This is a genomic window from Candidatus Polarisedimenticolia bacterium, assembly GCA_036001465.1.
Classification (GTDB): Bacteria; Acidobacteriota; Polarisedimenticolia; order Gp22-AA2; family Gp22-AA2; genus Gp22-AA3.
The window spans coordinates 61,564-86,927 of sequence record DASYUH010000052.1 but is presented as its reverse complement, the minus strand read 5'-3'; the positions used below and the strand labels follow the sequence as shown (position 1 = coordinate 86,927).

Genomic DNA, 25,364 nt, shown 5'->3' with positions numbered 1-25,364 from the left:
GCACGGTGCGCGGCATTCTCGAGCAGTTCGGCTGGGAGACCGAAGACATGGGGAAGGCCGAAGCGGCGCGCGCCATCGAGCCGCTCTGCATCCTCTGGTGCATCCCCGGCTTCCTGAGGAACGACTGGACGCACGCCTTCAAGCTATTGCATCAGCGGTAGGAGTCTTCTTGAGGGCTCTCGAAAATCATCGAGCCGTCGTCAGGGACGTCGAGTAGAATACCAGCAGCAATCACCGTCACCAAACGCCAAAAGGACGCGGACGTTCGTCGTGAGAAACCCGAAAATGCCCCTGCCTGCGCGGGTCTCGCCCGCGCGCGACAGTTTGTCGAATGAATTCCCCCGCCCGAAGGACAAACTCCTCGAGGTCATCCAGAACGAGGCCCGCCTCGAGGCGTTGCGGCGCACCTCGCTCCTCGATTCTCCGCCCGAGGAGGCTTTCGACCGCCTGACGCGCCTGGCAACCGCCGTGCTCCGAGTGCCGGTGGCGATCGTTTCGCTGGTGGACAGCGATCGGCAGTTCTTCAAGAGTCAGTGCGGCATGTCCGAGCCTCTCGCGTCTTTACGACAAACTCCCTTGACGCACTCATTCTGCAAGCACGCCGTGGCGTTGCGCGAACCCCTCATCGTGCCGGACGCCCGGCTGGATCCAAATTTCGTTCATAACCCCGCCATCTCCGAGCTCGGGCTGATTGCCTACGCGGGGATCCCGCTGATCAGCCCTGAAGGGCATGCCCTTGGGTCGTTTTGCGTCCTGGACGGACAGCCTCACGACTGGACGGAGGAGGACATCGGAATTCTCCGGGTCCTCGCGACTTCCACGATTTCCGAGATCGAGCTGAGGCGCCAGTCCGGGGAGCTTCGATCCCTGACCGCGAATCTACAGGGGCTCGTTGAATCCCGAACTCGTGAGCTGCGAGACTCCGAGGAGCGCCTGCGTGTGCTGCTCGAAGTCAACAACGCCATCGTCACTTGTCTCGACAGAGAATCCCTGTTCTCCGCGACTGCGACGTCGCTCAGGAGGGCGATCCCGTTCGACCGCGCTGCGCTCGTCCTCCACGATCCCCTCAAGGACGTCTTCAAGGTGCTGGGCGTGGTGGGCCCCGAGCCCTCGCCTCCCATCATTCCGGTTGGGACCGAGTGGCCCCGGCAGCAGAGCCGCGCGGGCTGGATCCTCGATCATCGCGAGCCCATCGTCACGACGGACCTGCAGGATGCGCCCCCATTCGTCGAGCACGGTCCGCTGCTTAAGGAGGGGATCCGCTCCGCGGTCTCGGTCCCCCTGGCGAGCAAGAGGAGGATTCTCGGAACGCTCAACGTGGGGAGCCGCGTGCCCGGTCGGTACGGCCAGCCGGAGGCCTCGCTGCTCGCAGCGATTGGCGAGCAGGTGGCGCTCGCCATCGAAAACTTGCTGGCTTACGAGGAGATCGCCGCCCTCAAGGCGCGCCTCGAGGAGGAGAATCTTTACCTCCAGGAGGAGGTTCGGGCGGAGGCCGCGTTCGGCGATGTGGTCGGCGAGTCTCCGGCCATCCTCGGGGCGCTCGCGAAGGTACGCAAGGTGGCCCGGACCGATTCCACGGTTCTGGTCACCGGCGAGACGGGCACTGGAAAGGAGCTGATCGTCCGCGCCATTCATGCTCTGAGCCGGCGAAAGGACAAGATCCTGGTGAAGGTGAATTGCGCCGCCCTCCCGGGCGGGGTGATCGAAAGCGAGATCTTCGGCCACGAGAAGGGAGCGTTCACCGGCGCGCTCACGCGCAAGATAGGCCGATTCGAGCTTGCCAACGGGGGCACGCTTTTCCTCGATGAGATCGGCGATCTTCCGCTGGAGCTGCAGGCGAAGCTCCTGCGCGTATTGCAAGAGGGCGAGTTCGAGCGGGTCGGCGGGGCGCAGACGCTGAAGGTCGATGTGCGGCTGATCGCGGCCACGAATCGCGACCTCCAGCAGGCCGTGAGCGACGAGCGCTTCCGGGCGGACCTCTACTATCGCCTCAACGTATTTCCGATCGTCATCCCGCCCCTGAGGGAACGGCCGAAGGACATTCCTCACCTGGCCCGGCATTTCGCCATGCTCTGCGCTTCGAAGATGGGGAAGCGCGTTGGGAGACTGAGCGCGGACGTGTTGGACCGGATGAGCGCCTACGCCTGGCCCGGGAATGTGCGCGAGCTTCAAAACGTCATCGAGCGGGCGGTCATCCTCTCGCCCAAGGGCCGTTTCGAGCTCGGGGACATCGCGGCGGCGCCGCCCGGCCGGAACCCAGAGCAGAAGCTGCGGAGCCTCGAGGATGTCGAGCGTCAGCACATCGTCGCAGTTCTCGAGGAGACCCGTTGGCGGATCAGCGGTGAGCGCGGCGCCGCCAAGATCCTCGGCCTCAAGCGAACGACCCTCGAAGCCCGCATGAAGAAGCTCGGCATTCTCCGCCGTCCCTGATCGAGGCCACGCCTCAGGGAGCGGCTCGCAAACCGCCGCCCCGCGCACCTCGAGCGTTGCCATCCCTTCGGCATTCTCCCAACAGGTCGACATTCAATCCCGGCCCCGCTTCACCAGGATCGCAGGCCGTCCGGGCTCCCAAATCGATTCCACGCAGCGTCTTGCGTTCCCCGCGGGAGCAGTGTGGAGAGCCTGGCACGGGGCGTGCGATAGGAGGTGTCGCTGTCGAGGAGAGAAGGAGGTCGCCGTGGTATTGCGAATCAGCCAGATCGAGGGATCGGACTCCGGGACGATTTTGCGTCTCGAGGGGCGCGTCGTCGCGGAAGTGGCCACCGTGCTGGAGCAGGAATGCTCCGAACTTCTCGGAGGCTGGGACGAGGTGATGCTTGATCTGGCCGGCGTCACCTTCGTCGACCTCGCGGGTGTCGAAGTGTTCCGGCGACTCAGCCGAGCAGGGGCCGAGATCCTCTGTCCTTCTGGGGCCGTCGCGAGCGTGCTCGAGGGAGCAGGCGTCCCCGTCACGCTGGAGGCGGACAGGGTGGACGATGGCCGCCTTTAGAGTCACCGACCTGCCGGACGGAGACGACCGGTTCGTGGTTCCGTCCGCGACCCATCGCTCATGGGTGTACGTCCGGGGAGTCGACGACGCCACCGAGCTGACTGGCGCGTCGATGGATAGGGCTCCCGGCGCGCCCATGAGCGATCTTCACCTCACTGGTCAGGAAGCCGCCCTGTTGTGTCTCGGTAGTCATGCCCAGGCGCCCTACCCCCCAACGTTCTTAAGGAGGACACAATGAAGAAACTTGCCCTGTTCGCACTGACCACGCTCATTCTGTCGTGGCCGGCCGTCAGTTCGGCCGCTCCGGTCGTCTTCGAGTCATCCGGGGCGACGCCCGCCGATATCCAGGTCGTGGTGGATGACTTCCGGGCCTTTCTGGGCCCCCTTAACCCCAACGTGGCCGGCTCCTTCCCCAGTGGCCGCCGGGAAATCAACTGGGATGGCGTGCCGGACGCTTTCTCGGCCCCGAACAATCTCCCCGCCAACTTTTTCAATGCCAATTCCCCGCGGGGCGCCGTGTTCTTCACTCCCGGCGCGGGCTTTCAGGTGAGCGCCGACAGCGCCAACCCGACCAACACGCCGATTCTCTTTGGCAATCTCCACCCCGCCTTCCCGCTGCTGTTCAGTACCTTCAGCCCGCAGCGGCTCTTCACCGCCTTGGACAGCAATACGACGGAGACGCTCTTCTTCGTGCCCGGCAGCGCCACCGGCGCGACCGTCGCCGGGTTTGGCTCGGTATTCACCGACGTCAATCGCCGCGATGGAACGAAGATCGAATTCTTCGACGCCAATGGCGTACTGCTCTTCAGCCGAAATGTTCTGCCAGGACCCGCGAGTCGCCGGAGCCTTTCGTTTCTGGGAGTAGGATTTGACGCCGGCGAGCGTGTCTTTCTGGTACGGATTACCAGCGGGAATCGTATTCCGAAAACGCCCGCTCGAGACGTGGCCGTGATGGATGACTTCATTTACGCCGAACCCCAGGCATTGCCCTAGACCCGGGACCATCCGTCGTATAGAAGGATCCAAGGGAGGCCCGCCATGCGGCTCACTGGATCCAGTAAGACCCTTGCCGCCGCGGTCGGGTGCGCGTTCGCCCTGGCCGCGGCGGCCACATGCATCGACGCCTCCTACTGGGCCGGGACGTCGGTCGGCAAGACTCCTCCGAACGACCTCGGGGCGCGAACGTATCAGGGACGGCAGGAGGGGCCTCTGGAGGCGGGCACCCCAGCCTGTCCCTGAGTCTCATCCGGCCGGCGCCCCGTCCTTCCCATTTTCAGACGCGGCTGTTCGACTTCGGACACTTTCCCGCGCGATCCGACCTCTGTCTCGATGAGATCCTCGGCACAAACTCTCTGATCGGTGCGCCGGAGCCGTTGGCACGATTCGTGAACGGTGTGTCGACCGTGGAAGCGATCCAGAACGCATACCCCGGCCGGATCGGGTCAGACAAGGAGGGCCACCGCATGAGACTGACAGACGAAGTCGCAAGGGAAGTCCAGGTGGAGCGCGATCCGGCGGGCTCTTCCGTTGAGCTGAAGATTGCCGCGACGGCGGGGCACGACCCTCATATCATCTATCTGAGTCGCGAGGAGGCGCGTCGACTCGCCGCGCTCATCCTGTTCCAGGCGGAGCGGCTGGACCGGTCCCGGGACGATCGGCGCCTGATTCACGCCGCCCTTGAACGTCGGACCGCCTAGGACATCGCGAGGGCGACCTCAGACCTTGCGCGCTTCGGGAAAGCGCGGCAGGCCGTCGTCCGGAACCGGCTCCCAGGGCGCGGCGTAGGCGACGTACTGACGGTACGACGGCCGGATGCCCGGATCGGCGTCGAACGTCCCCAGGCGAACGCTGATCACCTCCGGGTCCTTCTGGCTCTGGCTCCAGACGGCGCCACCGCAATTCGAGCAGAAAACCTTCGCGAAGCCGTCCGGCGGGCGCCAGGCCTTGATCAGCTCCTGCCCCGAGAGTATCCGCAGCGATCCGGGGGCGATGCGCGCCGAGGCTGCTGCCGCAGTGCCTGTGCGCCGCTGGCAGCGGGTGCAGTGGCAGTAGCCGGCCATCACGAGCGGCTGGGCGATCTCGTAGCGGACGCTGCCGCACAGGCAGCCCCCGGTCAGCGGAAGCTTGGGCATGGTCCTGGTCTCCTCTCGAGCGTTTGACCTGAACGCGGCTTACAGTTGGATCATTCCTCCGTCGACCACCAGCTCCGTCCCTACCACGAACGAGGACTCGCTGGAAGCCAGGTAGAGGACCGCGGCGGCGATCTCGTCCGGCTGGCCGAAGCGCTTCAGAGGAACCCGCTCACTGATTTGATGCTTGAGCTGCCGGGTCTGGTCCTCCGGCAATCCCATGCGTTCGAAGATCGGAGTCGTCACCGGTCCCGGGCTGACGACGTTGACGCGCACGCCGCGCGGCAGCAGGTCGGCCGAGAGCGTCTTCGCCAGGTTGACCACCGCCGCCTTGGATGCCCCGTAGACGGTAGAGCCCGGCATCCCCAGGTGCGCGTTGATCGAGGCGTTCAGGACGACCGCGGAGCCGCGCGTCATCAAGGGGACCGCCTTCTGGACGGTGAAGAACGCCCCCTTGAGGTTGGTCGCCATCGTCTCGTCGAAGAACGCTTCGGTCACCTCCTCGAACGGGACGAACTTTCCGATGCCGGCGTTGACGAACAGGGCGTCGATCCGGCCGAATCGCTCCTTGATCCGGTCCATTGCGGTGGCGATCTCCGGGATGCGAAAGGCATCGGCCTTGATCACCAGGACGTCCGCCCCGAGCTCCTCCTGGGCCGTCTTCAATGTGGCGTCGTTTCGTCCCGTGATCGCCACCCTGGCCCCCTCGTGGAGGAACGCTCGCGCCGTGGCGAGCCCGATGCCACTGTTCCCGCCTGTGACCACCGCGACCCTGTCCTTGAATCTCTCGCTCATCGAAGTCTCCTTATGGTTGTGGCCTTAGCGGCCGCGGAGGCTGACAGTTTCAAGCCGCGTGCCAGTCCTGTGGCAGGAGTCGATTCATCGCGGAACACGCTGAGCGTGCTTTGTTTCCCGCGCGCCGCGCCGGGACGCACGGCCATGGCGCTGCTGCATGAAATCGAACACCTGCGCAATAGCAATCAACGTCGTCCGGGCAGCAAGTCTATCTCCTCGTGACGGTGAGGACCGTGGTGGCCGTGCTCGTGGCGATGCCGTCGGTGGCCGTCAGGCGGAACGTGTAGGTCCCGGCTTTACCCACCGTCGCCGTGAAGGTCTTCTCGTTGCCGGCGGTGAACATGAGCCCGGGATTGGTCGGGCCGCTCACCAGGTTCCACTGCAGGATCAGCCCGTCGCCATCGGGGTCGGCGGGCGGCGTCTGGGTCCCCGGGAAGCAGTCGGCCGAGCCGCAGTCCAGCGTGAACTGCTGGTTCTGCACCACCGGAGCGTGCGGCGTGATCGTGCGTCCCGGCGCGCTGCGCCGCCAGCGCGAAGTAGGACAGGTGCGTGAAATGGTCCCACGGGACCATGGCGGCCGCATCGGTCCATCCCCGCCAGCTCACGGGGTATGCGAGTATTTTTTTCGCGAATCCCTTCCACTCGATCGCGCCCGCGGGCGCGGCGCACAGCAGAGCCAGCGTGATCGAAGCCAGCCGAGCCCCGTGTCGCTTCATGAGGTCTCCTTTCCTGCGGGAGGGCCTGTCGCCTCCGGTTGCCTGGAGGATGCCGGGTTCTGCGGCAGGAAGGTGGCGGCCAGCCCGTGGACCATGGTGCAGCGTCGCGCGGCATCGGTTCTCGGAAGGATCGGTGTCGGCTTCGGGACTATGGAACAGGGCGGCGTGAAGGACAACTCCGTCAGGGGCGCGCGTCCACGGCGTCCTCGGGGGCGAACCGGTAGCCGACCCCTTCCAGCGCCTCCACGGCCGAGCGGTAGCGTCCGAACTGCGGCATCAGGTAGGCCCCCACGACGTCGTCTTTCACCCCCTCGATCATCTCGCGGGCGATGAGGACTCCCTCGCGCCGTCCCGCCTCGGGCGTCGAGGTCCTGGCCATTCGCGTGCGGATTGGCGCGGGGATCTGCATTCCGGGGACTTCGTTGTGCAGGAACTCGGCGTTGCGCGCGCTGGCCAGCGGGCAGATGCCGACGAGGATCGGCAGGCCGAGCGTGCGCGTGTCGGCCAGGAACCGCCGCAGGACCTCGGGGTCGTACACCGGCTGGGTCATGACGAACTCGGCGCCGGCGCGCTTCTTCTCCTCCAGGCGCCGCAGCTCGCGGTCGTAGTCGTGCGCGGCCGGCTCGGCGCCGCAGGCGAGAAGAAAAGACGTCCGCCCCTGCATCGGCTTGCCGGACGGGTCGATGCCGTAGTTGAGCAGGTCGGCCAGCCGCAGGAGGCCTACCGAGTCCAGGTCGAACACGGCGGTGGCGGTCGGGAAGTCTCCCATCTTCGGCGGATCGCCGGTGATGATGACCAGGTTGCGGATGCCGAGCACCCAGGTCCCGATGAGATCGGAGTGCAGCCCGAGCAGGTTCCGGTCGCGGCAGCAGACGTGCAGGATGACGTCGATCCCGGCCTTCTCCTGGATCTGGACTCCCAGCGCCAGGTTGCTCATCCGGGCCACGGCGCGCGGCCCGTCGGCGGTGTTGACGACGTCGGCGCCGGCCCGCTTGAGCATCGCCGCGGCCGCGAGCGCCCGGGCGGGATCGAGCCCCGGATCGGGATTGACCTCGACCGAGACGACGAACGACTCGGGCCCCGAGACCGGGAGGCGCGGCCCGGCGGGGTCGATGCGCTCGCGGAAGACGCGCCCCAGCTTCGCCCCGAGAGGGGACTTCATGTCCATGGGCACCGGCGGCTGCCGGCTCACCTCCGGCATCCTGACGGCCGCCTTCGCCTCCTCGATCTTCACCCGGCCACCCGACAGCATGGCGGCGGCGTCGACCACCCGGCGGATGTGTTCCGGGCCCGTCCCGCAGCAGCCGCCGACGAGCGCCAGGCCGCTCTGGAAGAGCCGCCGCGCGTAGACGCCGAAGTACTCGGGCGTCGTCATGTAGATGGTCCTCTCGTCGAGCCGCCGGGGGCGGCCGGCGTTCGGCTGGGCGCTGACGGGGCGGCCGTGCCCGAGCATCTCGCGGGCCACCTCGAACACGAAGGCGGGGCCCTCGGCGCAGTTGACCCCCAGGACGTCCGCGCCGCGGTCGTTCAGGAAGTCGGCGATGAGGGCCGGCGAGAGGCCGTCGATCGCCGGCCGGTCCTCGCTGAACGACATCTGCGCCACGATCGGCCCCTGGTACAGCGCGCGCGCCGCCTGGAGCGCGGACTCCATCTCGGCGGCGCTGATGAACGTCTCCAGGACGAGGAGGTCGATCCCCTCCTCGAGAAGCGCTTCGATCTGCTCCTTGAAGATCGAGGCGAGGGCCTCGCGCCTCTCGTCGTTGAGCCCGCCGGTCATCCGCCCGGTTGGGCCCACCGACCCGGCGACGTACGCCCGCCCCTCCGCCGCCTGCCGGGCGAGGCGCACGCCCGCCCTGTTGATGTCGCGCAGGCGATCCTGGGCGCCGTAGCGGCTGAGGAGCTCGCGGTTGGCGCCGAAGGTGTTCGCCTCGACGATCTGCGCCCCCGCCGCCACGTAGTCCCGATGGATGTCGAGCACCAGGTCGGGGCGCGCCAGGTTGGCCTCGTCGAACGACCGCGTGATGAAGTAGCCGCGCTCGTACAGCTGCGTCCCCATCGCGCCGTCGAACACCAAAGGACCTCGCTTCAGCGCTTCGAGGAAGGGCGTGTCTGGAAGAGGCATCTCGACCCCGCGCCGCGGCAGGGAGCGCTCCGTGGAGGGAACTGGAGCCGACGGCCGGGGTTGAACCGGCGACCTACTGATTACGAATCAGTTGCTCTACCACTGAGCTACGTCGGCGCCCGATGGACGTTCCGGCGAAGAGCGGGTAGTTTAAGCGGGCCCCGTCCGTGATGCAAGTCACGACTTGACACCGAGCGGCACGGACGGGGGGCCCCCGCCATCCATTGTCACCCTCCAATCCCGGCGCGCGCTTGCGCTTTGCGGCTTCTTCCCTAAGTTATGCAGGGGGTTAAGGACCCGGAGGGGGAGGGGGCGCGGTCCTGGCATCCGCTTTGCCCTCCTTTCCTGGTGTCGGAGGACGATCCCATGCAAGGCGGACGAGGGGTTCCGGGAGACGGGCGGGGCGGGTTCACGCTCATCGAGCTGCTGGTGGTGGTCGCGGTGATCGGGATCATCTCGGCGATCGCCCTGCCGAACCTGCTGAACTCTCTCGACAAGGCCAAGCAGAAAAAGACCATGTCCGATGTCCGATCGATCGGAGTCGCCATCGAAGCCTACGCCACGGACACGGCCAAGTACCCCATGGCCACCGGAAGCTGGGCGGTCCTCAAACCGCACATCGATCCCTACTTCATCAAGGCCCCGCCGGACAAGGACGGCTGGGACAACACCTGGGACGCCGGCACGACCGCGACCGGGGACAACTACACCGTGGCGAGCAACGGGAAAGACGGCGTCGCCGGTGTGCGTCCGGGGGGCATGACCCAGAACTTCAACTGCGACATCGTGTTCTCCCAGGGCCTGTTCTACCAGTGGCCCGAAGGGACCCAGTCCTAGACTCCTGATAGACTCCGGTCTCAGCCGGCTCGCGCCGGGGGAGGCCACCTGCCCGCCGCATCGCGCACTCTGACAGCGAGGCATCGTGTGGAGACGCGGGTGGAGGGGTCGCGTTTCATCGCCACCGCCTTCCCCGCGAGCGACGAGGCCTCGGCCCGCGCCGGGATCGAGGCGGTCCGCGAGGAGCTCCCGGACGCGACGCACCACTGCTGGGCCTTCGTCCTCCAGGGGACGGGAGCGGAGCCGCTGGCGCGTTCTCACGACGCCGGCGAGCCGGCCGGCACGGGGTGGGCCGCCGATCGGGCAGGCGATCCGACGCGCCGGGCTCATGGACACCGTGGTCGTCGTCACGCGCTATTTCGGAGGCACACTGCTCGGCAAGGGAGGGCTGGCGCGCGCCTACCGCGGCGCCGCGTCCCTGGCGCTGGCCTCGGCGCCGTCGGGAACGGCGGTGCGGCTCCGTCGTGTGCGGCTGAGCGTGCCCCACGCCCTCGACGGCCAGGCGCGCCACCTGGTGGCGCGCCGCGGAGGCCGGGTCGAGGCGGCCGCCTACGACGATCCGCTCCGGGCCGTTCTCGAGGTGGCCGTGCCCGCGGACGCTCTCGACCGCCTGCGGGAGGATCTGTCGGCTTTGGCGAAAGGGGACCTCGAGGTGGCCGCCCTCGTTTGATCCGGCCCCTGCCGACTGTTATCATCGCGGCCACCTGGAGGATCTCCGTGCCCAGCTTCAAGGACCAGCGGCCGACGGCGGGACACGGCGACGACGCCGAGGACACGACCCTGATCGACAGGGACGTCACGCTGATCGGCGAAATCGTCTCGGACGAGAACATCAGGCTGCGCGGGCGCGTCGAGGGGAACGTCCTGACGTCCGGCTCGGTCGTCATCGAGCCGCAGGGCTCGGTGCGCGGCGACATCACCGCCGAGAACCTCATCGTCGAGGGCTCGATCGAGGGAAAGGTCGTGGTGGCGCGCAAGTTCGAGCTCCGCCCGACCGGTCGCATGCGCGGCGACATCCGCGCCTCGATCGTGGCGATCGCCGAGGAGTCGTTCCTGCAGGGGAAGGTCCTCGCCACCGAGAAGATTTCCACCAACGTCAAGAAGCGCCGGCTCGAGAGGCCGTGACCGGCAGGCAGGCCGGCAACGCCCGGCTGATCGTTTTTCTGATCCTGGCCGGCGGGCTGTCCGTCCTGCTGGTCCTCTACACCCTCGGCCATCGCAAGCCCGGGATCCCCGCCGACGCCGATCATCTCCGCAGCCTGGATCCGCCGGCCTGCCTGGAGTGCCACGGGCCGGCCGGAAAAAACCCGCGCGGCAAGAACCACCCTCTCAACGATCGGTGCTTCGACTGCCACGAGCGAGTCTAGGGGAGCGCGGCGAGAGCGCCCGCGCCACCAGGTCCACTCCGATGATCGGGGCCGCCAGGAGGAGGCGCCGCTTCAGCGACCGGTAGGGTTGCCGGCCGGCGATCACGTCCGAAAGGACCCGCGCCATCGCGCGGCTGCTCCCGCCGAGGAACACCAGGGTCTCGAGGAACCGGGCGTCGAAGAAGCGCCCGGCATGCCGCGCGGCGAGGGCGAGCTCGGGAGCGAAGCGTCGCGACCAGGTCGAGGCGTAGCGCTCCGGTCGTCGTTCGATGAGCGCATCCGCGAGGAGGTCCCCCGACACCATGGCGTAGTAGATCCCCTCGCGCGTCAGGGGGTCCACGAACCGCCCCGCGTCCCCCACGACCGCCCAGCCGTCGCCGCACGCGGGCGCGCCGTCGCCGCGTCCGGGAGCGCCCGGGATGAGGGCGGAGTAGCGCTCCGAACGCTGCAGGATCCCTGCCGGGTAGCGCGATGCCAGGAAGCCATCCATCAGGCTCCTGAGCTCCGCGGCGGGGAGCGAGCCCAGCGGAGCGCAGATGCCCGCCGACGCATGGCCGGGACGCGGAAACACCCAGAGATACCCCTCGAGGCCGGCGTAGAACTTGAGGGTGATGAATTCCTCGGAGATCTGCGGCAGGTAATACCCGATCCCCTGGGCCACGTTGTCCTGGTGCGCACCGGGCGAGAGTTTCCGGCGCGCGCTGCCCGCCGCTCCGTCGGCCGCCACCAGAAAGTCGAACGGGCCGTGGGCGTCGGCCGGCCGGTCCCCGGCCCGGGTCGCTTCAGCGCCCCGCGCCAGGGCGCGCACCGTCCACGTGTCTCCCTCCCGGTCGAACGACAGGGCGCGCGCCCGAATCCAGCGCGCCCCCGCGGCGACCGCCCGATCCAGCATGAACGCATGCAGGTCGGCACGGCTGAACATGTACAGGGGATCGAGCAGGGGAAAGCGCGCCTCCCGTCCCGAAGGAGCCACGATGAGGCATTCATGGACTTCCTTCCCGGGAAGGCGGGCATCGAGCAGGTAGGGATAGCGCTCGATGCCGCGCGCGGGGATTCCCCCGCCGCAGGCCTTCTCGAAATGAGAGCGCGGCTCGAACAGGCTCGTCGCGCACCCGGCCTCCGCCAGCCGCTGCGCGCAGCGGGCCCCGCCCGGGCCGCCGCCGATCACCGCAACCCGAAGATCGCCCGTGCCTCTCATCCCCGCGGCCCTCTCCTCGCGCGTGATGATAGCGGACCTGGTCCCGCGCGGGGTCGTCCGACCCGCGTTGTGGGGCCCAGGCCCTTCCGTTTATAGTGACGCCGTGGCCTACGTCCTGGGACGCATCCTCGAGGTCGCCGCGATGCTGACGCTGGGCGTCGCGCTTCTGGTGTACGGGTTCGGGGAACAGAACATGAACGCCGAGCTCGGCTGGCTTCTCGCCGGCAGCGTGCTGTTCCTGATCGGCTATGCCCTCGAGCGCCGTTCCGGAAAGGGGGCGTGAATGGCGCGCCCGGCGCCCCCGCGCGGAGCGCCGCAGGCGGCCGGCGAAGACCGGACCGTCCGCATCCTCCTGGTGGACGACGTCCTGCCGTTCATCGAGCTGCAGAAAAACTACCTCAAGAGGACCACCTGCCGCATCCTGACGGCGCGCACCGGCGCCCAGGCCCTCAAGGTCTGCCGCCTGGATCGGCCGGACCTGATCTTCCTCGACGAGGCGATGCCCGGCATGGACGGCATCGAGGCCTGCCGCCACCTCAAGGCCGACCCCCTGGTCGGCGGCGTTCCGGTCGTCATCGTGTCCGGCGAGGGACGGCGGGAAGAATGCCGGCAGGCCGGGTGCGACGGGGTGCTGATCAAGCCGTTCGACGCGCCGGCCTTCCTCGAGATGGTGCGGCGCTTCGTGCCGCTCCTGGAGCGGAACGAGGGGCGCATCCCGGTCAGCTGCCGGGTCGAGTTCTCGGCGCCGTCGGGCAGCTATACGGCCTACACGAGGGACGTGAGCCTGCACGGGCTGTTCCTCAAGAGCCCGCGTCCCTTCGCGATCGGGGTCCGCCTGCATCTGACCCTGCACCTGCCGATGCGGCCGGCATCCGGCGGGCCGCGGATCACGACGAGCCTGAACCTCGAGGGGGAGGTGCGGCGGGTGGTCCGAGCGGTCCCGGGCGAGCGCCTGCTCCCCGGGGTGGGCGTGCGCTTCCTGGACATGCGTCCCGAGGCCCTCGACTGCATCGAGAGATTTATCGCCTCGCGGCGGTAAACCCCGGGAGGGTCCCGGCCGTTGGATCCGATGTGGAGGGGGGGTGTGGAGCAGGATGACTTCGCCCTCATGGACGACGTCAAGAACGATCGGGAGGGCGCATTCGAGACGCTCGTCCGGCGCTATCAGAGGCGGCTCTACCGCCTGGCGTACGGATATCTCAGGAACCATGAAGACTCGCTCGACGCTGTGCAGGAGGCGCTGGTGAAGATTTACGTCGCCCGGGCCGCCTTTCGGCCGACCGCCCACCCCTTCACGTGGGCGGCCCGCATCCTGGCGAACCACTGCATCGATCTGTTGAGGCACAGGCGAAGCCGCCCGACGGAGTCCCTCGATGCGGCGCCGGGGGACGCGGACGATCGCGCGCCCCGGGATCTCGTCTCCAGGGACGAGCCGCAGGAGGCCCGCCAGGAGAGGCGCGAGCTGGGGCGGGCGCTGAAACGGGCGATTTTCAGCCTTCCGACGAACCAGAGGGAGATCTTCATGCTGAGGCACTTCGGGGAGATGCGGCTGGAGGAGATCGCCACGGCGCGAGGCTGCGCGCTCGGAACGGTGAAATCGTCCCTGCACCGCGCCGCGGCGGCCATCCGCGACTATCTCGGGACGTGCGATCCCCCCATCAAGTACCCGGCCCGGGAAGGGGAGGTCCGGTGATGGCGCCGTTCGGTTGCGGATGGGCCCGGCGGGCGATGCCTCTCAGGTACTACGCGGCCCTGACGGCCGAGGACGGGGAGGCTCTCCTGAGGCACCTGTCCTCCTGCGCGCCGTGCGCCTCGCAGTGGGAGACCCTGCGGCGGGCCCTCAACGCGGCCGACCCGGAGACGGTCTTCCCGATGGAGGCGGAGGTCGACTGGGATCGTCTCGCCCGCGCGACCGTGGCGCGGGCCCGGGCCGCGGCGGCGGCCGGAATCGAAGGACCGTCCGCCGCCCCCCTGCCCGGTGCCCCCCGAAGGCCCATCGCCACCCTGGTGCCGGCCGCGGCGCGCTGGGCGGTCCTGGCGGCCGCCGCCATGGTCGCAGCCCTCCTGGTCTACGGCTGGCCGGGCCGTCGCGAGCCGGGCTCGGCGCGCGTTCCGTCCCCCTCGGAGACCGGCGGCTCGCCCTCGGCCGAGTCGGTGCGCGAATCGGCCGCGATGATCGAGACCCGCCTGGCTCGGCGGGGAGCGACCCGCTACCTGACCGACAGCCGGGTGCTCCTGCTCAACCTCGTGCAGGCCCCGGCGCGCTGCCGCAGGGCGGACGGGGAATTCGACATCAGCTTCGAGAAGGAGAAATCGCGCGAGCTCCTGAGACGCAAGAACCTGCACGAGGGGAACCTCGATTCCCTGCGTGACCGCCGGCTGGCGGACCTCGTCGGGCAGCTCGAGTCGCTCCTCATCCAGGTGGCGTCCCTCCAGGACTGCGCCTCGGCGCGGCAGCTCCACGACCTGCGGGAGCAGATCGAGAAGCGCCAGATCCTGCTGCGGATCGACCTCCTCACACGCGAGATCCAGGAGAAGACCCATGTGGTCTGAACCCCGGCCCGCCCGCTCCGGCGGCCGCCTCTCCGCCTGCGCCCGGATGGCCGCCTCGGCCGTGCTGTGCGCCCTGGCGTCCGCCCCGATCGGGACCGCCACGACGGAGGAGGATCTGTTCCGCCAGGTCAAGGTGGACGTCTTCGATCAGGACTGGCCGGCCGTCCTGCGCGGGTGCGACGCGATCCTGAAGCAGCATCCCTCAGGACCCCAGGCCTCCCGGGCGTCCTTCTACCGCGCGCGCGCGCTGACCCGCATCCCGGGGCGCGAAGCGGAGGGACTCGAGGCGTTTCGCAGGTTCGTGGCCGGCTTCCCCCAGGACAAGGTGATGGTGGAAGAGGCGTGGGGGTCGATCTTCTCGACAGCCTGCCACCCGCGCGCGGGCACCCGGTCCGTCTGCAGCGCCGCCCTGCGGGAGGGGCTCGCCGATCCCTCGACCTACGTGTCGACGCTGGCTGCCATCAGGGCCGCCGACACCGGCGACGAGGCGCTGCGTCCCCGGGCGCTGGCCTGCCTGAAAAAGGCCTACGCCAGCCAGACCGAGCCGGAGATCCGGAACGAGATCCTGATCGCCATCCTGAAGATCGACCCGAAGCAGGTGCCCCAGGTCGCACCGCCCGGTCCCGCGGCGTCGCCGGCGCCGATCCGGAGCAAGTCGTCGGTCGCCAAGGAGCCCTCGCTCGTCCGGATGACCGTCTACAACAAGATCGAGAAGCGATACGACCTCAAGGTCAACCTGCCGGTGGCCTTCGCCCGCATGCTGGTCGAGGCCCTGGACGAAGGGGACCTGGAGGACGTCAGCCGGGAGGCCCGGCAGAAAGGGATCGATCTCGATGACATTTTCCAGGCCATCGAGAAGGCCGGGGCGGGGAAGCTCCTGGAAGTGGACAGCGAGGAGAGCCACATCGAGATCTGGATCGAGTAGGGGGCCCGCGGCTACTTCGTCCCGGACGGCTTTCGGGACTGCTTGCGACAGTCCGATTCCACCTTCTTGATCAGCTCCAGGATCGTGCCGCGCCGGGTGGCGTCGGTCTCCAGATCCCGGGCCGCCTCGAGGGGCTCCCGCGCTTCGCAGGGCCGCCCGAGGGCGTGCAGGGTGTTGGCGATTCGCAGGCGCACCTCGACGCTCTTGTCATCGATGCCGGCGGCGGCCTGGTAGTATCGCAGGGCTTCCTCATGCAGCCCGTTCAGGAAGAAGCTGTCACCCAGCCTGATGTGCATCCCGGGGTATTTCGGGTTCTTCATGCCGCAGACGCGGAAGGCTTCGATCGCCGAGTCCAGCTGCTTGCGACGCAGGAAAATCTCTCCCATCCGGAAGTAGGTCTCCGCCGCCCCGGGATCGACCTGGATCACCTCGCGGTAGTTGTCCAGCGCGTCGTCCAGCCGGCCCCGGGAGGTGTTCAGCCTCGCCGAGGCCAGGAGGATCTCGGGGTTGCGAGGCCAGATCCGGAGGGCGGCGCGGTAGTCGGCGTCGGCCTGGTCCCAGAGCCCCTGCGTCTCGCGCGCCGCGCCGCGTCCCAGGAAGGCCGAGACGAAGTACGGTGATCGCTTCAGGGTCTCATCGAACTCGCGGACCGCGGAGTCGTAAAACCTGAGTCGAAGATAGGCGCTGGCGGCGAGGGCACGCGGCAGGTGTTCGGGGGAGCGGCGGCAGGCACTCTGACCGAACGCATGGAGCGCGGCCTCGTACTGTCCCGAGTAGTACGCGCCCTGCCCGGTGAGGGCCTGGGCGGACGCGCGGCTCCGATCCACCACAAGCCAGCCGAGCCCGAGGGCGAAGATCCCCCAGACGATCGCGATGGCGCTTGCGACGGGACGGCCGAGGGGGCCGACGAGACGAGGGGGACGTCCCCGCGGCATGAGACGCGCTTCCCCGCCCGGCGCGACGGCCATCTGAAGACCCGCGACCTGCGTCAGGCCGGCCGCAATCCAGAAGATCAGGGACGGCGCCGGCTCCTGGAACGGCGCGCCGAAAAATGCCATCACGGCCATGGAGCCGATGAGCGCGAACGATGCGGAGGCGATGCCGTCCCACGGCGGCTCGGCCCGCAGTCCCGCGCGCAGCGACTGCAGAAGGAGCAGCGCGACCAGAAGCGCGAAGGCGAGCCCTCCCAGGAGGCCGGTCTCGGACGCGATTTCCAGGAACGAATTCCCCGCATGGACCGCCTGATGGCTGAGAGTGAAGGGGGAGTGGGCGACGGCCGTCCAGGCGACCTCCAGGAAGGCATGGCGCCAGTTTCCCGCCCCGACCCCGAGCGGATGCTTCTGGATGAGGGCCAGGGTGCCGGAAACGGACGCGGGCCGGTCGGCGAACGGATCACCGGTCGTCGGCGTGAGCAGCGATACGCCATCGAGAGGCTCGATCGGCTTTCCGGACGGCTGCAGGATGGTGAGGCGCGACAGGGCGATCCCGAGCAGGACCACGATGATCGCGATCAGGAAGGATCGCAGGCTTTCCCCCGCCGGGTCCGGGGCCAGATCGGACCAGCGGCCGCCGCGCCCTGCGGCCCGCGCGATCCGCGCCAGGACCACGAGACCCAGAGCCGCCCCTCCCACAATCCAGCCTTCCGGCCGGCCTACGAACACCAGGGCCGTCGCGACCACGCCGAGCAGCGCGCCGCACGCGAGCCGCCACGCGCCCGACGACAGCGCCGCGGCCCCCACCCCCACCGGCAGAGCCAGGATCAGGAACTGGGCGGTCAGTCCGGGATCGCCGAGCGTGGCGCCGCCGCGATTGGGCGGCAGGAGGACGGACAGCCAGCCGCTCCCGGCTCCGGCGACGGCGATCTGCGTCAGAGAGGCGAGGCCGACCAGCGCCCCGGACGCCAGGAACGCGCTGAAGATGAGGCGAGCGCTCTCCGGCTGGCGCACGAACCGGACGGTTGCCGCGAAGAGACCAGCGCCGACCAGGATGTCGAGGAAGCCCCAGAGCGCCAGGCCACGATTCAGGGCGGTCGCGCAGGTGAACAGGGCACAGCCGGTGAACAGGAGCGTGAGCAGGATCGCGGGGGACGATACGCGGGCGTGTTCCGGCCCCGGCCGACCGACCAGGGCGAGGCCCGAAAGGAGGACCGCCGCCGCCACCATGACGGCGCGCTTGGGAAACGCGAAGGGATCCGCCAGGCTGGACCCGAAGGCGAGCGGCACCAGGAACGACACCGCGGCCAGGATTCCTACGGCCGTCCGGTCTGCCGTGATGGTGATGGGGCCCTGCGCCATGCGGGAGATCCACCGGGGGTCGAAACGAAAGCCGCGCCGGACGCGGACATCCCGGGACAGGCGCGCGCAAAACGCGGCATCCTAGCACACGCCAGGACGATCATCAACCGCGCGCGGTTGACCCTGGTCGCGGGGCGCGGCTATGATCATCATTCCAGCGAAAGGACGGCCGTGATCTCCGCCATCATCTACCGAACCTGGAGCGATCTCGAAGCGCAGCTGATCAAGGGAATCCTCGAAGAATACGGGATTCCCGTCAGCCTGGCGACCGACATCAGCCATACGCTCTACCCGTTCACCGTGAACGGCCTGGGTGAGACGCGCATCCTGGTCCCGCGGGAGGCCGAGGACGAGGCGCAGGACATCCTGGCGGGCCATCGCTCGCGCACCGGTCGCATCGATGCCTGAGAACGTGGAGGCCCTCGCCCCGACCCGCATCGACCTGGCGGGCGGCACCATCGACCTGTGGCCGCTGTACCTTCTCCACGACGATCCCGTCACGGTCAATGCCGCGATCGATCAATTCGCCCGCGCCCGCGTCGAGACGACACGCGGCCCCGGGATCGACCTGGTCTCGGTGGATCGCGGCCGCCAGACGCGATTCGATTCCGTGGCGCGCCTGCTGGACTCCGTGCGCCAGGCCCCCGCGGAGCTGGAGTTTCCGATGCGCCTTGCGGCCCACTTCCTGCGCGGGGCGGCCGGGGGCGACGGGATCTCCTGCCGGATCACCACCGACTGCCAGGCGCCCGCAGGCTCCGGTCTGGGGGGCTCCTCCACTCTCGGCATCGCGCTCTCCACGGCGCTCGATCGGTACACCCGCCGCGGTCTCGATCCGGCCGGCCGGCTGGCCCTCACGCGGATGATCGAGACGCAGGTCCTGCGCATCCCGACGGGAGAGCAGGACTACCACCCGGCATTGCACGGCGGAGTTCTCGCCCTGCACTACACGGTCGAGGGGACACGGGTGGAGGCGCTCGGGGTCGACCTCGAGGAGTTGCGGCAGAGGACCGTCCTGGTGTTCACCGGCGTGTCCCGCTCCTCCGGCCTGTCGAACTGGGACATGCTGAAGCGGCACCTCGACGGCGACTCCCGGGTGCACCGGGCGCTGGAGCGGATCCTGGAGGCGACCCGCCACATGCGGCGAGCCCTGCTCGCCCGGGACTGGGATGCCGCGGCGGAGGCGCTCGGCGAGGAATGGACGGCGCGCCGGGAGATGTCCCCCCTGGTGACCACCGACGCCATCGACCGGATGATCCGGGTGGCGGTAGGGGAAGGGGCGATCGCCGGCAAGGTGTGCGGGGCCGGCGGGGGCGGCTGTGTCGTCCTGTGGGTCAAGCGGGGACGGCGCGAAGCGGTGATCCAGAGGGTGGCCCGGGACGGAGCGCGGGTGATCGACTTCCATTACTCCCGGGAAGGGGTCCGGGTCACGGAATCGTAAAACAGCATTTCTCCTTGCCACGGTGCCGAAGTCGTCGTAGACTTCTGATGCACTTGGAGTTGCCCACAAAAGGGGTCCGACTCGATGCGTACGGTCCGGATCAATCCCATTCTTCTCGCAGCGGCCTTGGCGTTCAGCCTTGCGTCGCCCCTGTGCGCCGACCAGGTCGTCTATTTCATCAATGGCAAGGCGATCATGGTCAAGAGCGTCGAGAAGGGGGACAAGTTCACCGTTCTCGAGATGGACGGCGGGGGGAAGATGGGAGTGCCCACCGACCAAATCGCGCGGATCGAGGAGTACGTCCTCTCGACGCCGGCCGCGCCACCGGTCGTGCCGCAGGCCGCGCCGCCGGTGGCGCTGCAGGCTTCGCCGGCCCCGGCGCCGGCGGCTGTCCCGGCACCCGCCGCAGCGCAGCCCTTCATCACGAGCGATGGGCGTATCAACGGCATGCCCGCCAACCAGCCCCTCGCGGCGCCCACGGTGCCCGGGCCCGGGATGGGGGGTCGGCCGACCGAGGCGCCAGGCAAGGGAATGGCCGGCCTCCAACCCCTCAATCTCCCGGGAGGGGCGGTACCACCTCCGGGCTTCCAGCGCCCGGTTCCGCCCGCGAACGCCGGACCGGCAATGGGGGGTACCGCCGCGTTCAGGGGGAACAACGCGGCACGGCCGAACCTCAATCCAGCGGGTCGCCGGTTCGCCGGCCGTCCCGGCATGCAGGGGCGGGGGACAGGACGACCGCCCGACGTGAACCGCTACATGCCACCGACTACAGCAGCGCCGGCCCAGAATCAGCCACCGGGGCAGGGGCAGCAGCCGGCCCATCCCCAGGCTCCGCCTCCGAATCCCTCTCCGCCTGCGGAGGAGGATCCACCGGCCGCTACGGAGCCGGAGACCGAGTCGCCACCGCCGGCCGACCCCGAGAATGAAACGTCAGAGCCGGAAACGCCCCCGCCGGCCCAGGGCGAAACACCGGAAGACTCCGGCGGCGGCGCGAGCTAGAACCTCCACAAGCAGGGCCACTCCTCCCCTCCTGGTCATCGGCCTGACAGGTCCCAACGCTTCGGGCAAGGGGGAGGTGGCGAAGTTCCTCGCCGCCCGCGGATTCGCGGTGCAGTCCCTCTCCGATGTGGTGCGCGACGAGGCCACCCGCCGCGGCCTCGATCACAGCCGCGACTCGCTCATCCGGGTCGGCGTCGAGCTCCGGATCGAGGGGGGCCCGGGGGCGCTGGCGCGTCGGATCCTGCCCCGCCTGCGGCGGCGGGCCGCGGTCGATTCGATTCGCAACCCGGGGGAAGTGGAGGTCCTTCGGACGCTGCCGCGATTCGTGCTCCTCGGCATCGATGCCCCCCAAGCCCTCAGGTTCCAGCGTTCCATCCTGCGCGGGCGCCTCGGCGACGGCGCCACCCTCGAGGAGTTCGCCCGAAAGGAGAGCCGCGAGAATTCGACGACCGAGGCGGGCCAGCAGCTCCTGGCGACGCTCGCCCTGGCCGACCGGGTGATCAACAACGACGGGACGATCGAGGACCTGCACGAGAGGACGCGCCGGGCTCTCGCGGGCGTCCTCGATGCGGATCCCCGCTCGGGACGGAAGCATCGCCGGTGACCGGGGCAGGGGTGGTCCGTCAGATCGTCCCGAACGTCCTGTGGCGCTCCGGCCTCACCGCGGGCCCGGGTCTCTAGAAGAGGCTCTCCCGCGGCCGGCGGCGCCGGAAGGCGGCGATGAGCAGGGCGCCCGACACGAACCCGCCGATGTGCGCCAGGACCGCCACGCCGCCGGATGACAGCGGCCCGATGTCCAGGACCTGGAGCAGGAACCAGAAGCCGAGCAAGATGACCGCGGGAAGGGGCACGACGCGGATGAAGAACACCAGGAAGACCAGGGTCATCACGCGTGCGGACGGGAACAGGACCAGGTAGGCCCCCAGGATTCCCGAGACGGCGCCGCTCGCCCCGATCATCGGCACCTCCGAGAGAGGGGAGGCCGCGACCTGCGTGAACGAGGCGATGAGGCCGCACGCCAGATAGAAGAGGATGAAGCGGCCGTGTCCCATCACGTCCTCCACGTTGTTCCCGAAAATCCACAGGTAGAGCATGTTGAAGGCCGCATGAGCAATGCTGCCGTGCAGGAACATGGCGGTGAACAGCGACCGGCCGCCTTGCAGGAGCGGCTCCGCTTCCAGGGGCAGGTGGGTCAGCGAGTACGGCGTGACTCCCATCGTCCGGACGAGAGACTTGTACCCCTCGGGGGGCAGCGTCATCTCCCAGATGAAGACGGCCACGTTCAGCAGGATCAGGGAGACCGTCACGAACGGGGTGATGCGGGTGGGATTGTCGTCCTTGAGCGGGATCACCGCGGCGCTCCGTCGGGGGCGGCACTATAGCACGGCATCCGGACGGCGTTCTTGACCCCCTCGCCGCCGGGGTCTATGATGAGCGCCCATGTTGCTGAGCAGCCAGCGACTTCCCTGGATTCCCTAACGACCTTCCCGGAGCGGAGAGCGCCATGGCCGAGGCGTTGAGCGACAAGATGCAGGTTCCGGCGATCCACGGAGGGCCGGTCGAGGACTCCCGTGCAGGGGTCGAGCCCCGGCCCGGCACCTCGGCGATCCTGAGTCTCATCAAGTCGCCGGAGGATCTGAAGCGCCTCTCGGGCCGCGAGCTCGAGCAGCTGGCTTCGGAGCTGCGGCAGTATGTCGTCGACGTGGTGTCCAAGACCGGGGGGCACCTCGCTCCCAGTCTCGGGGCGGTCGAGCTGACGGTGGCGCTGCACTACTGCTTCGACGCGCCGCGCGACAAGATCGTCTGGGACGTCGGGCACCAGGCGTACGGGCACAAGGTGCTCACCGGCCGGCGGGACCGGCTGCCCACCATCCGGCAATACCAGGGGCTCTCGGGATTCGTCAGCCCGGCGGAATCGGCCTACGACGCCTTCGGCGTGGCGCATGCCAGCACGTCGATCGCCGCCGCCATGGGGATGGCCGTCGCCCGCGACCAGGTGGGAGAGGACTACCAGGTGATCACCGTGACCGGGGACGGCGCGATGACCGGAGGGCTGGCGTACGAGGGGCTCAACAACGCCGGCCATTCGGGGCGCGACATCCTGGTGATCCTGAACGACAACGAAATGTCGATCTCCCCGAACGTCGGGGCGATCTCCAAGTACCTGACGAGCATCACCTCGAGCAAGTACTACAACCGCCTCAAGGAGGAGGTGCGGGACATCCTGAAGAAGGTGCCCCTCGGCGTGCCGGCCGGGGAGCTGGCCAGGAGGATGGAGCGATCCCTCAAGGAGGTGGTCGTCCCGGGCGGGCTGTTCCAGGCGCTGGGCTTCCAGTACTACGGGCCGATCGACGGGCACAATCTCCCGGAGCTGATCGCGGTTCTGACCAACCTCAAGGCGGTCAAGGGTCCCCGCCTCCTGCACGTGATCACCAAGAAGGGGAAGGGGCTGCCGTACGCCGAGGCCAACTCGTGCGTCTATCACGGTGTCACGGCGTTCGACCCGGCCTCGGGGGCCCTGGCGGCCGCGGGCAAGGCGGCGGCGCCGGACTATTGCAAGGTGTTCGGGGAGGCGATGTCCCGACTGGCTTCGGAGAACGACAAGATCGTGGCCATCACGGCGGCGATGGCCGACGGAACCGGGCTGGTGAAGTTCATGGAGAAGCACCCGTCGAAGTTCTTCGACGTCGGCATCGCCGAGGCCTACGGAGTGACCTTCTCCGCCGGCCTGGCGATCTCCGGGCTGCGCCCGGTGGCGGCGATCTACTCGACCTTTCTGCAGCGGGCCTACGACCAGATCATCCACGACGTGGGTGTGCAATGCCTCCCCGTGACCTTCTGCCTGGACCGGGCCGGCCTGGTGGGGGCGGACGGTCCGACGCACCATGGCGTGTTCGATCTGTCGTACCTGCGCGCCGTGCCGAACTTCGTCATCGCGGCGCCCCGGCACGGGGACGAGCTGTGCGACCTCCTGAAAACGGCGGTCGACCAGGAGGTCTACCCGTTCGCCATCCGCTATCCCAAGCGCAGCAGCCGCACGTTCACGCCGGACCGGCCGTTCCGCACGATTCCGATCGGCACCTGGGAGATGCTGCACGAGGGCCGGGACGCCAGCCTCCTGGCCGTCGGCTCGATGGTCGAGGCCGCGGAACAGGCGCGCGCCCTCCTGCTGCCGGAGGGGCTCGATGTGGCGGTCGTCAACTGCCGGTTCGTGAAGCCTCTCGACGGCGACATGCTGCGCGAGCTCGCCGGCCGCTGCCCGGTCCTGATCACCATCGAGGAGAACACCCTGCGCGGAGGGTTCGGGGACGCCGTGCACGAGTTCTTCTCCGAGAGCGGCCTGGCCGTGGGCGCCCTGCACCACATCGGTCTCCCGGACCGGTTCGTGACCCACGGCTCCATGGCGCAGCTGCTCGACGAGGTGGGCCTGTCGCCCGCGGCGCTCGCCGCCCGGGTGCGTGCCTTCGTGAAGGGACGGGCGTGAGCGCCGCCATCCGGATCGAGGCGAAGAAGGGAGATCTCGCGGGCCTGGCGGCCGACGTCGCCATCGTCTGCAAGTTCAAGGGAGACCCGGAGCTGCCGGGGCCGGTCGACCGGACCCTGGCCCAGCGGCTGGTGGAAATCGCCAAGGGAGACCGGTTCGAGGGGCGCGCCGGCCGGCATCTCCTGTGGCACGCCTCCCCGGCGGACGGCCTCAAGAGCAGGCGGTACCTCCTGCTCGGCCTCGGTGATCGCGGCGAGCTGACTCTCGAGCGATTGCGCCGCTACCTGGGAGATGCCCTGGTCGAGTGCGACCGGCTGGGTGCGACGAGCGTGGCCCTGCCGTTTCTGCAGGCGGGCGCCTCGCAGTTCCCGGTCCGGGAGGCGGCCGTGGCCCTCGCCGAGGCCGTGCTTCTCGGCACCTATCGCTTCGATCGCCATCGTTCCGAGCCGCGTGCCGGCCGCAAGCATCTGCGGGAGGTCGTGGTGGCCGTCGGGGACGCGTCCCCGCGGGACGTCGCCGACGGGATCAGCCTGGGCGAGACCACCGCCGGCGCCACCAACTTCGCGCGCGACCTGGTCAACGAGCCGGCCGGGGAGCTGCCGCCGGAGCGCATGGTCGAGATCGCCCGGCAGGTGGCCGAGGAGGAGAAGATCGGCATCAAGGTGTTCGAGCCGGACGAGCTCCGCCGCATGGGCATGGGGGGGATCCTCGGTGTCGGCCAGGGGTCGAGGCATCCGCCCCGCCTGATCCAGCTCGAGTACCACCCGGAGGAGCGCCCGGTGCGCAAGGTCGCTCTGATCGGCAAGGGGCTCACCTTCGACTCGGGCGGGCTGTCGCTCAAGACGTCGGAGGGGATGGAGACGATGAAGTGCGACATGGCCGGCTCCGCCGCCGTCCTGGCGACACTGAAGACCCTTCCCGGCCTGGCGCCGCGAACCGAGGTCGTCGGACTCATGGGGATGGCGGAGAACATGCCGGGCGGCGGCGCCATCCGTCCCGGCGACATCCTGCGCATCATGAACGGCAAGACGGTGGAGGTGCGCAACACCGACGCCGAGGGCCGGCTGGTCCTGGCCGATGCGCTGTCGTACGCCTCGACCCTCAAGGATCTGGACCAAGCGATCGACCTGGCGACCCTGACCGGGGCCTGCGTGGTGGCGCTGGGGCCGATGGCGGCAGGCGTGTTCGGCAACGATCGCGAGATGGTGGACGACATCCTGGCCGCCGCGGGCAGGGCCGGCGAGGCGATGTGGCCGCTTCCCCTGTATCGAGAGTACGCCGAGCACATCCGGAGCGACATCGCCGACATCAAGAACACGGGGATCCGCTACGGCGGCGCCATCACGGCGGCCCTCTTCCTGAGCGAGTTCGTGCGCAGCGGTTTGCGCTGGGCGCACCTGGACATCGCGGGACCGGCCTTCGGCGACAAGGACTACTCGTACATGAAGAAGGGCGGGTCGGGCGCGGGCGTGCGCACTCTCATCCGCTACCTCATGGACCTCGCGGCCTGAGGCCGCT

General features: G+C 68.9%; 28 protein-coding genes and 1 tRNA gene. 21 read left to right on the top strand and 8 right to left on the bottom strand.

Annotated features, from left to right (window positions below; genetic code table 11):
- The 6 genes from VGV60_10650 to VGV60_10625 all read left to right on the top strand — a co-directional run.
- Positions 1 to 161: DNA-binding protein (locus tag VGV60_10650; GenBank protein ID HEV8701717.1), on the top strand; the 161-nt coding region annotated here is incomplete at its 5' end.
- A 109-nt stretch (positions 162 to 270) separates the two neighbouring features.
- Entirely contained in the window at positions 271 to 2,430 is a 2,160-nt protein-coding gene (locus VGV60_10645; GenBank protein ID HEV8701716.1) for a sigma 54-interacting transcriptional regulator, read from the top strand.
- A 247-nt stretch (positions 2,431 to 2,677) separates the two neighbouring features.
- A complete protein-coding gene (locus VGV60_10640; protein ID HEV8701715.1) occupies positions 2,678 to 2,989 on the top strand; it encodes an STAS domain-containing protein in 312 nt (103 codons plus the stop codon).
- 234 nt (positions 2,990 to 3,223) lie between these two features.
- Positions 3,224 to 3,982 carry a hypothetical protein gene (locus tag VGV60_10635; GenBank protein ID HEV8701714.1) on the top strand — a complete coding sequence of 253 codons (759 nt, stop codon included), beginning with the start codon at positions 3,224 to 3,226 and terminating at the stop codon, positions 3,980 to 3,982.
- A gap of 45 nt (positions 3,983 to 4,027) precedes the next feature.
- Entirely contained in the window at positions 4,028 to 4,228 is a 201-nt protein-coding gene (locus VGV60_10630) for a hypothetical protein (GenBank protein ID HEV8701713.1), read from the top strand.
- Positions 4,229 to 4,452: 224 nt separating this feature from the next.
- A complete protein-coding gene (locus VGV60_10625) occupies positions 4,453 to 4,686 on the top strand; it encodes a hypothetical protein (GenBank protein ID HEV8701712.1) in 234 nt (77 codons plus the stop codon).
- Positions 4,687 to 4,704: 18 nt separating this feature from the next.
- On the opposite strand, the gene VGV60_10620 is transcribed toward VGV60_10625, so the two are convergent.
- The 5 genes from VGV60_10620 to VGV60_10600 form a co-directional block, all read right to left on the bottom strand.
- Positions 4,705 to 5,121, bottom strand: a complete 417-nt coding sequence (locus VGV60_10620) for a GFA family protein (protein HEV8701711.1) — start codon at positions 5,119 to 5,121, stop codon at positions 4,705 to 4,707.
- A 39-nt stretch (positions 5,122 to 5,160) separates the two neighbouring features.
- A complete protein-coding gene (locus tag VGV60_10615) occupies positions 5,161 to 5,913 on the bottom strand; it encodes an SDR family oxidoreductase (GenBank protein ID HEV8701710.1) in 753 nt (250 codons plus the stop codon).
- Between the two features lie 208 nt (positions 5,914 to 6,121).
- On the bottom strand, positions 6,122 to 6,496 hold the full coding sequence (locus VGV60_10610) for an Ig-like domain-containing protein (protein HEV8701709.1): 375 nt from the start codon (positions 6,494 to 6,496) through the stop codon (positions 6,122 to 6,124).
- A 314-nt stretch (positions 6,497 to 6,810) separates the two neighbouring features.
- Entirely contained in the window at positions 6,811 to 8,751 is a 1,941-nt protein-coding gene (locus tag VGV60_10605) for a bifunctional homocysteine S-methyltransferase/methylenetetrahydrofolate reductase (GenBank protein ID HEV8701708.1), read from the bottom strand.
- 42 nt (positions 8,752 to 8,793) lie between these two features.
- Positions 8,794 to 8,868, bottom strand: a tRNA-Thr gene (locus tag VGV60_10600).
- Positions 8,869 to 9,117: 249 nt separating this feature from the next.
- Between VGV60_10600 and VGV60_10595 the strand changes: the two genes are divergently transcribed.
- The 4 genes from VGV60_10595 (at position 9,118) to VGV60_10580 (ending at position 10,955) form a co-directional block, all read left to right on the top strand.
- Positions 9,118 to 9,588: a type II secretion system protein GspG gene (locus VGV60_10595; protein HEV8701707.1), complete on the top strand. Its 471-nt coding sequence runs from the start codon at positions 9,118 to 9,120 to the stop codon at positions 9,586 to 9,588.
- Between the two features lie 328 nt (positions 9,589 to 9,916).
- On the top strand, positions 9,917 to 10,258 hold the full coding sequence (locus tag VGV60_10590; GenBank protein ID HEV8701706.1) for a YigZ family protein: 342 nt from the start codon (positions 9,917 to 9,919) through the stop codon (positions 10,256 to 10,258).
- A gap of 47 nt (positions 10,259 to 10,305) precedes the next feature.
- The gene (locus VGV60_10585; GenBank protein HEV8701705.1) at positions 10,306 to 10,713 is read left to right on the top strand and encodes a polymer-forming cytoskeletal protein; all 408 of its coding nucleotides are present in this window, start codon (positions 10,306 to 10,308) and stop codon (positions 10,711 to 10,713) included.
- Positions 10,710 to 10,955, top strand: coding sequence for a hypothetical protein (locus VGV60_10580; protein HEV8701704.1), 246 nt, complete (start codon positions 10,710 to 10,712; stop codon positions 10,953 to 10,955). Before VGV60_10585 ends, VGV60_10580 begins: the two co-directional genes overlap by 4 nt.
- Here the strand turns inward: VGV60_10580 and VGV60_10575 are convergent.
- Complete coding sequence (locus VGV60_10575; protein ID HEV8701703.1) at positions 10,918 to 12,153, bottom strand: NAD(P)/FAD-dependent oxidoreductase; 1,236 nt, start codon at positions 12,151 to 12,153, stop codon at positions 10,918 to 10,920. The genes VGV60_10580 and VGV60_10575 overlap by 38 nt on opposite strands.
- 103 nt (positions 12,154 to 12,256) lie before the next feature.
- On the opposite strand from VGV60_10575, the gene VGV60_10570 reads away from it, so the two are divergent.
- From VGV60_10570 to VGV60_10550, 5 genes are read left to right on the top strand one after another with little or no spacing between them, the layout of a single operon-like run.
- A complete protein-coding gene (locus VGV60_10570) occupies positions 12,257 to 12,436 on the top strand; it encodes a hypothetical protein (GenBank protein ID HEV8701702.1) in 180 nt (59 codons plus the stop codon).
- Positions 12,437 to 13,192 carry a response regulator gene (locus tag VGV60_10565; protein ID HEV8701701.1) on the top strand — a complete coding sequence of 252 codons (756 nt, stop codon included), beginning with the start codon at positions 12,437 to 12,439 and terminating at the stop codon, positions 13,190 to 13,192.
- Between the two features lie 45 nt (positions 13,193 to 13,237).
- Complete coding sequence (locus tag VGV60_10560; GenBank protein ID HEV8701700.1) at positions 13,238 to 13,846, top strand: RNA polymerase sigma factor; 609 nt, start codon at positions 13,238 to 13,240, stop codon at positions 13,844 to 13,846.
- The gene (locus tag VGV60_10555; GenBank protein HEV8701699.1) at positions 13,846 to 14,706 is read left to right on the top strand and encodes a hypothetical protein; all 861 of its coding nucleotides are present in this window, start codon (positions 13,846 to 13,848) and stop codon (positions 14,704 to 14,706) included. Before VGV60_10560 ends, VGV60_10555 begins: the two co-directional genes overlap by 1 nt.
- Positions 14,696 to 15,631 (top strand): hypothetical protein, encoded by a 936-nt coding sequence (locus VGV60_10550; GenBank protein ID HEV8701698.1) that lies wholly within the window; start codon positions 14,696 to 14,698, stop codon positions 15,629 to 15,631. Before VGV60_10555 ends, VGV60_10550 begins: the two co-directional genes overlap by 11 nt.
- A gap of 11 nt (positions 15,632 to 15,642) precedes the next feature.
- Here VGV60_10550 and VGV60_10545 read toward each other — a convergent pair whose 3' ends face one another.
- On the bottom strand, positions 15,643 to 17,925 hold the full coding sequence (locus VGV60_10545; protein HEV8701697.1) for a tetratricopeptide repeat protein: 2,283 nt from the start codon (positions 17,923 to 17,925) through the stop codon (positions 15,643 to 15,645).
- 171 nt (positions 17,926 to 18,096) lie between these two features.
- On the opposite strand from VGV60_10545, the gene VGV60_10540 reads away from it, so the two are divergent.
- The 4 genes from VGV60_10540 (at position 18,097) to VGV60_10525 (ending at position 20,966) form a co-directional block, all read left to right on the top strand.
- Positions 18,097 to 18,333 (top strand): DUF2007 domain-containing protein, encoded by a 237-nt coding sequence (locus VGV60_10540; GenBank protein ID HEV8701696.1) that lies wholly within the window; start codon positions 18,097 to 18,099, stop codon positions 18,331 to 18,333.
- A complete protein-coding gene (locus tag VGV60_10535; protein ID HEV8701695.1) occupies positions 18,326 to 19,363 on the top strand; it encodes a hypothetical protein in 1,038 nt (345 codons plus the stop codon). Before VGV60_10540 ends, VGV60_10535 begins: the two co-directional genes overlap by 8 nt.
- 84 nt (positions 19,364 to 19,447) lie before the next feature.
- The gene (locus VGV60_10530; GenBank protein HEV8701694.1) at positions 19,448 to 20,362 is read left to right on the top strand and encodes a hypothetical protein; all 915 of its coding nucleotides are present in this window, start codon (positions 19,448 to 19,450) and stop codon (positions 20,360 to 20,362) included.
- Positions 20,286 to 20,966 (top strand): AAA family ATPase, encoded by a 681-nt coding sequence (locus tag VGV60_10525; GenBank protein ID HEV8701693.1) that lies wholly within the window; start codon positions 20,286 to 20,288, stop codon positions 20,964 to 20,966. The genes VGV60_10530 and VGV60_10525 overlap by 77 nt, the downstream gene beginning before the upstream one ends.
- A 73-nt stretch (positions 20,967 to 21,039) precedes the next feature.
- On the opposite strand, the gene VGV60_10520 is transcribed toward VGV60_10525, so the two are convergent.
- A complete protein-coding gene (locus VGV60_10520) occupies positions 21,040 to 21,714 on the bottom strand; it encodes a rhomboid family intramembrane serine protease (GenBank protein ID HEV8701692.1) in 675 nt (224 codons plus the stop codon).
- Positions 21,715 to 21,866: 152 nt separating this feature from the next.
- On the opposite strand from VGV60_10520, the gene dxs reads away from it, so the two are divergent.
- Both dxs and VGV60_10510 read left to right on the top strand, forming a co-directional pair.
- Positions 21,867 to 23,846, top strand: coding sequence for a 1-deoxy-D-xylulose-5-phosphate synthase (gene dxs / locus VGV60_10515; GenBank protein ID HEV8701691.1), 1,980 nt, complete (start codon positions 21,867 to 21,869; stop codon positions 23,844 to 23,846).
- The gene (locus VGV60_10510; protein ID HEV8701690.1) at positions 23,843 to 25,357 is read left to right on the top strand and encodes a leucyl aminopeptidase; all 1,515 of its coding nucleotides are present in this window, start codon (positions 23,843 to 23,845) and stop codon (positions 25,355 to 25,357) included. Before dxs ends, VGV60_10510 begins: the two co-directional genes overlap by 4 nt.
- The last annotated feature ends 7 nt before the right edge of the window (positions 25,358 to 25,364 follow it).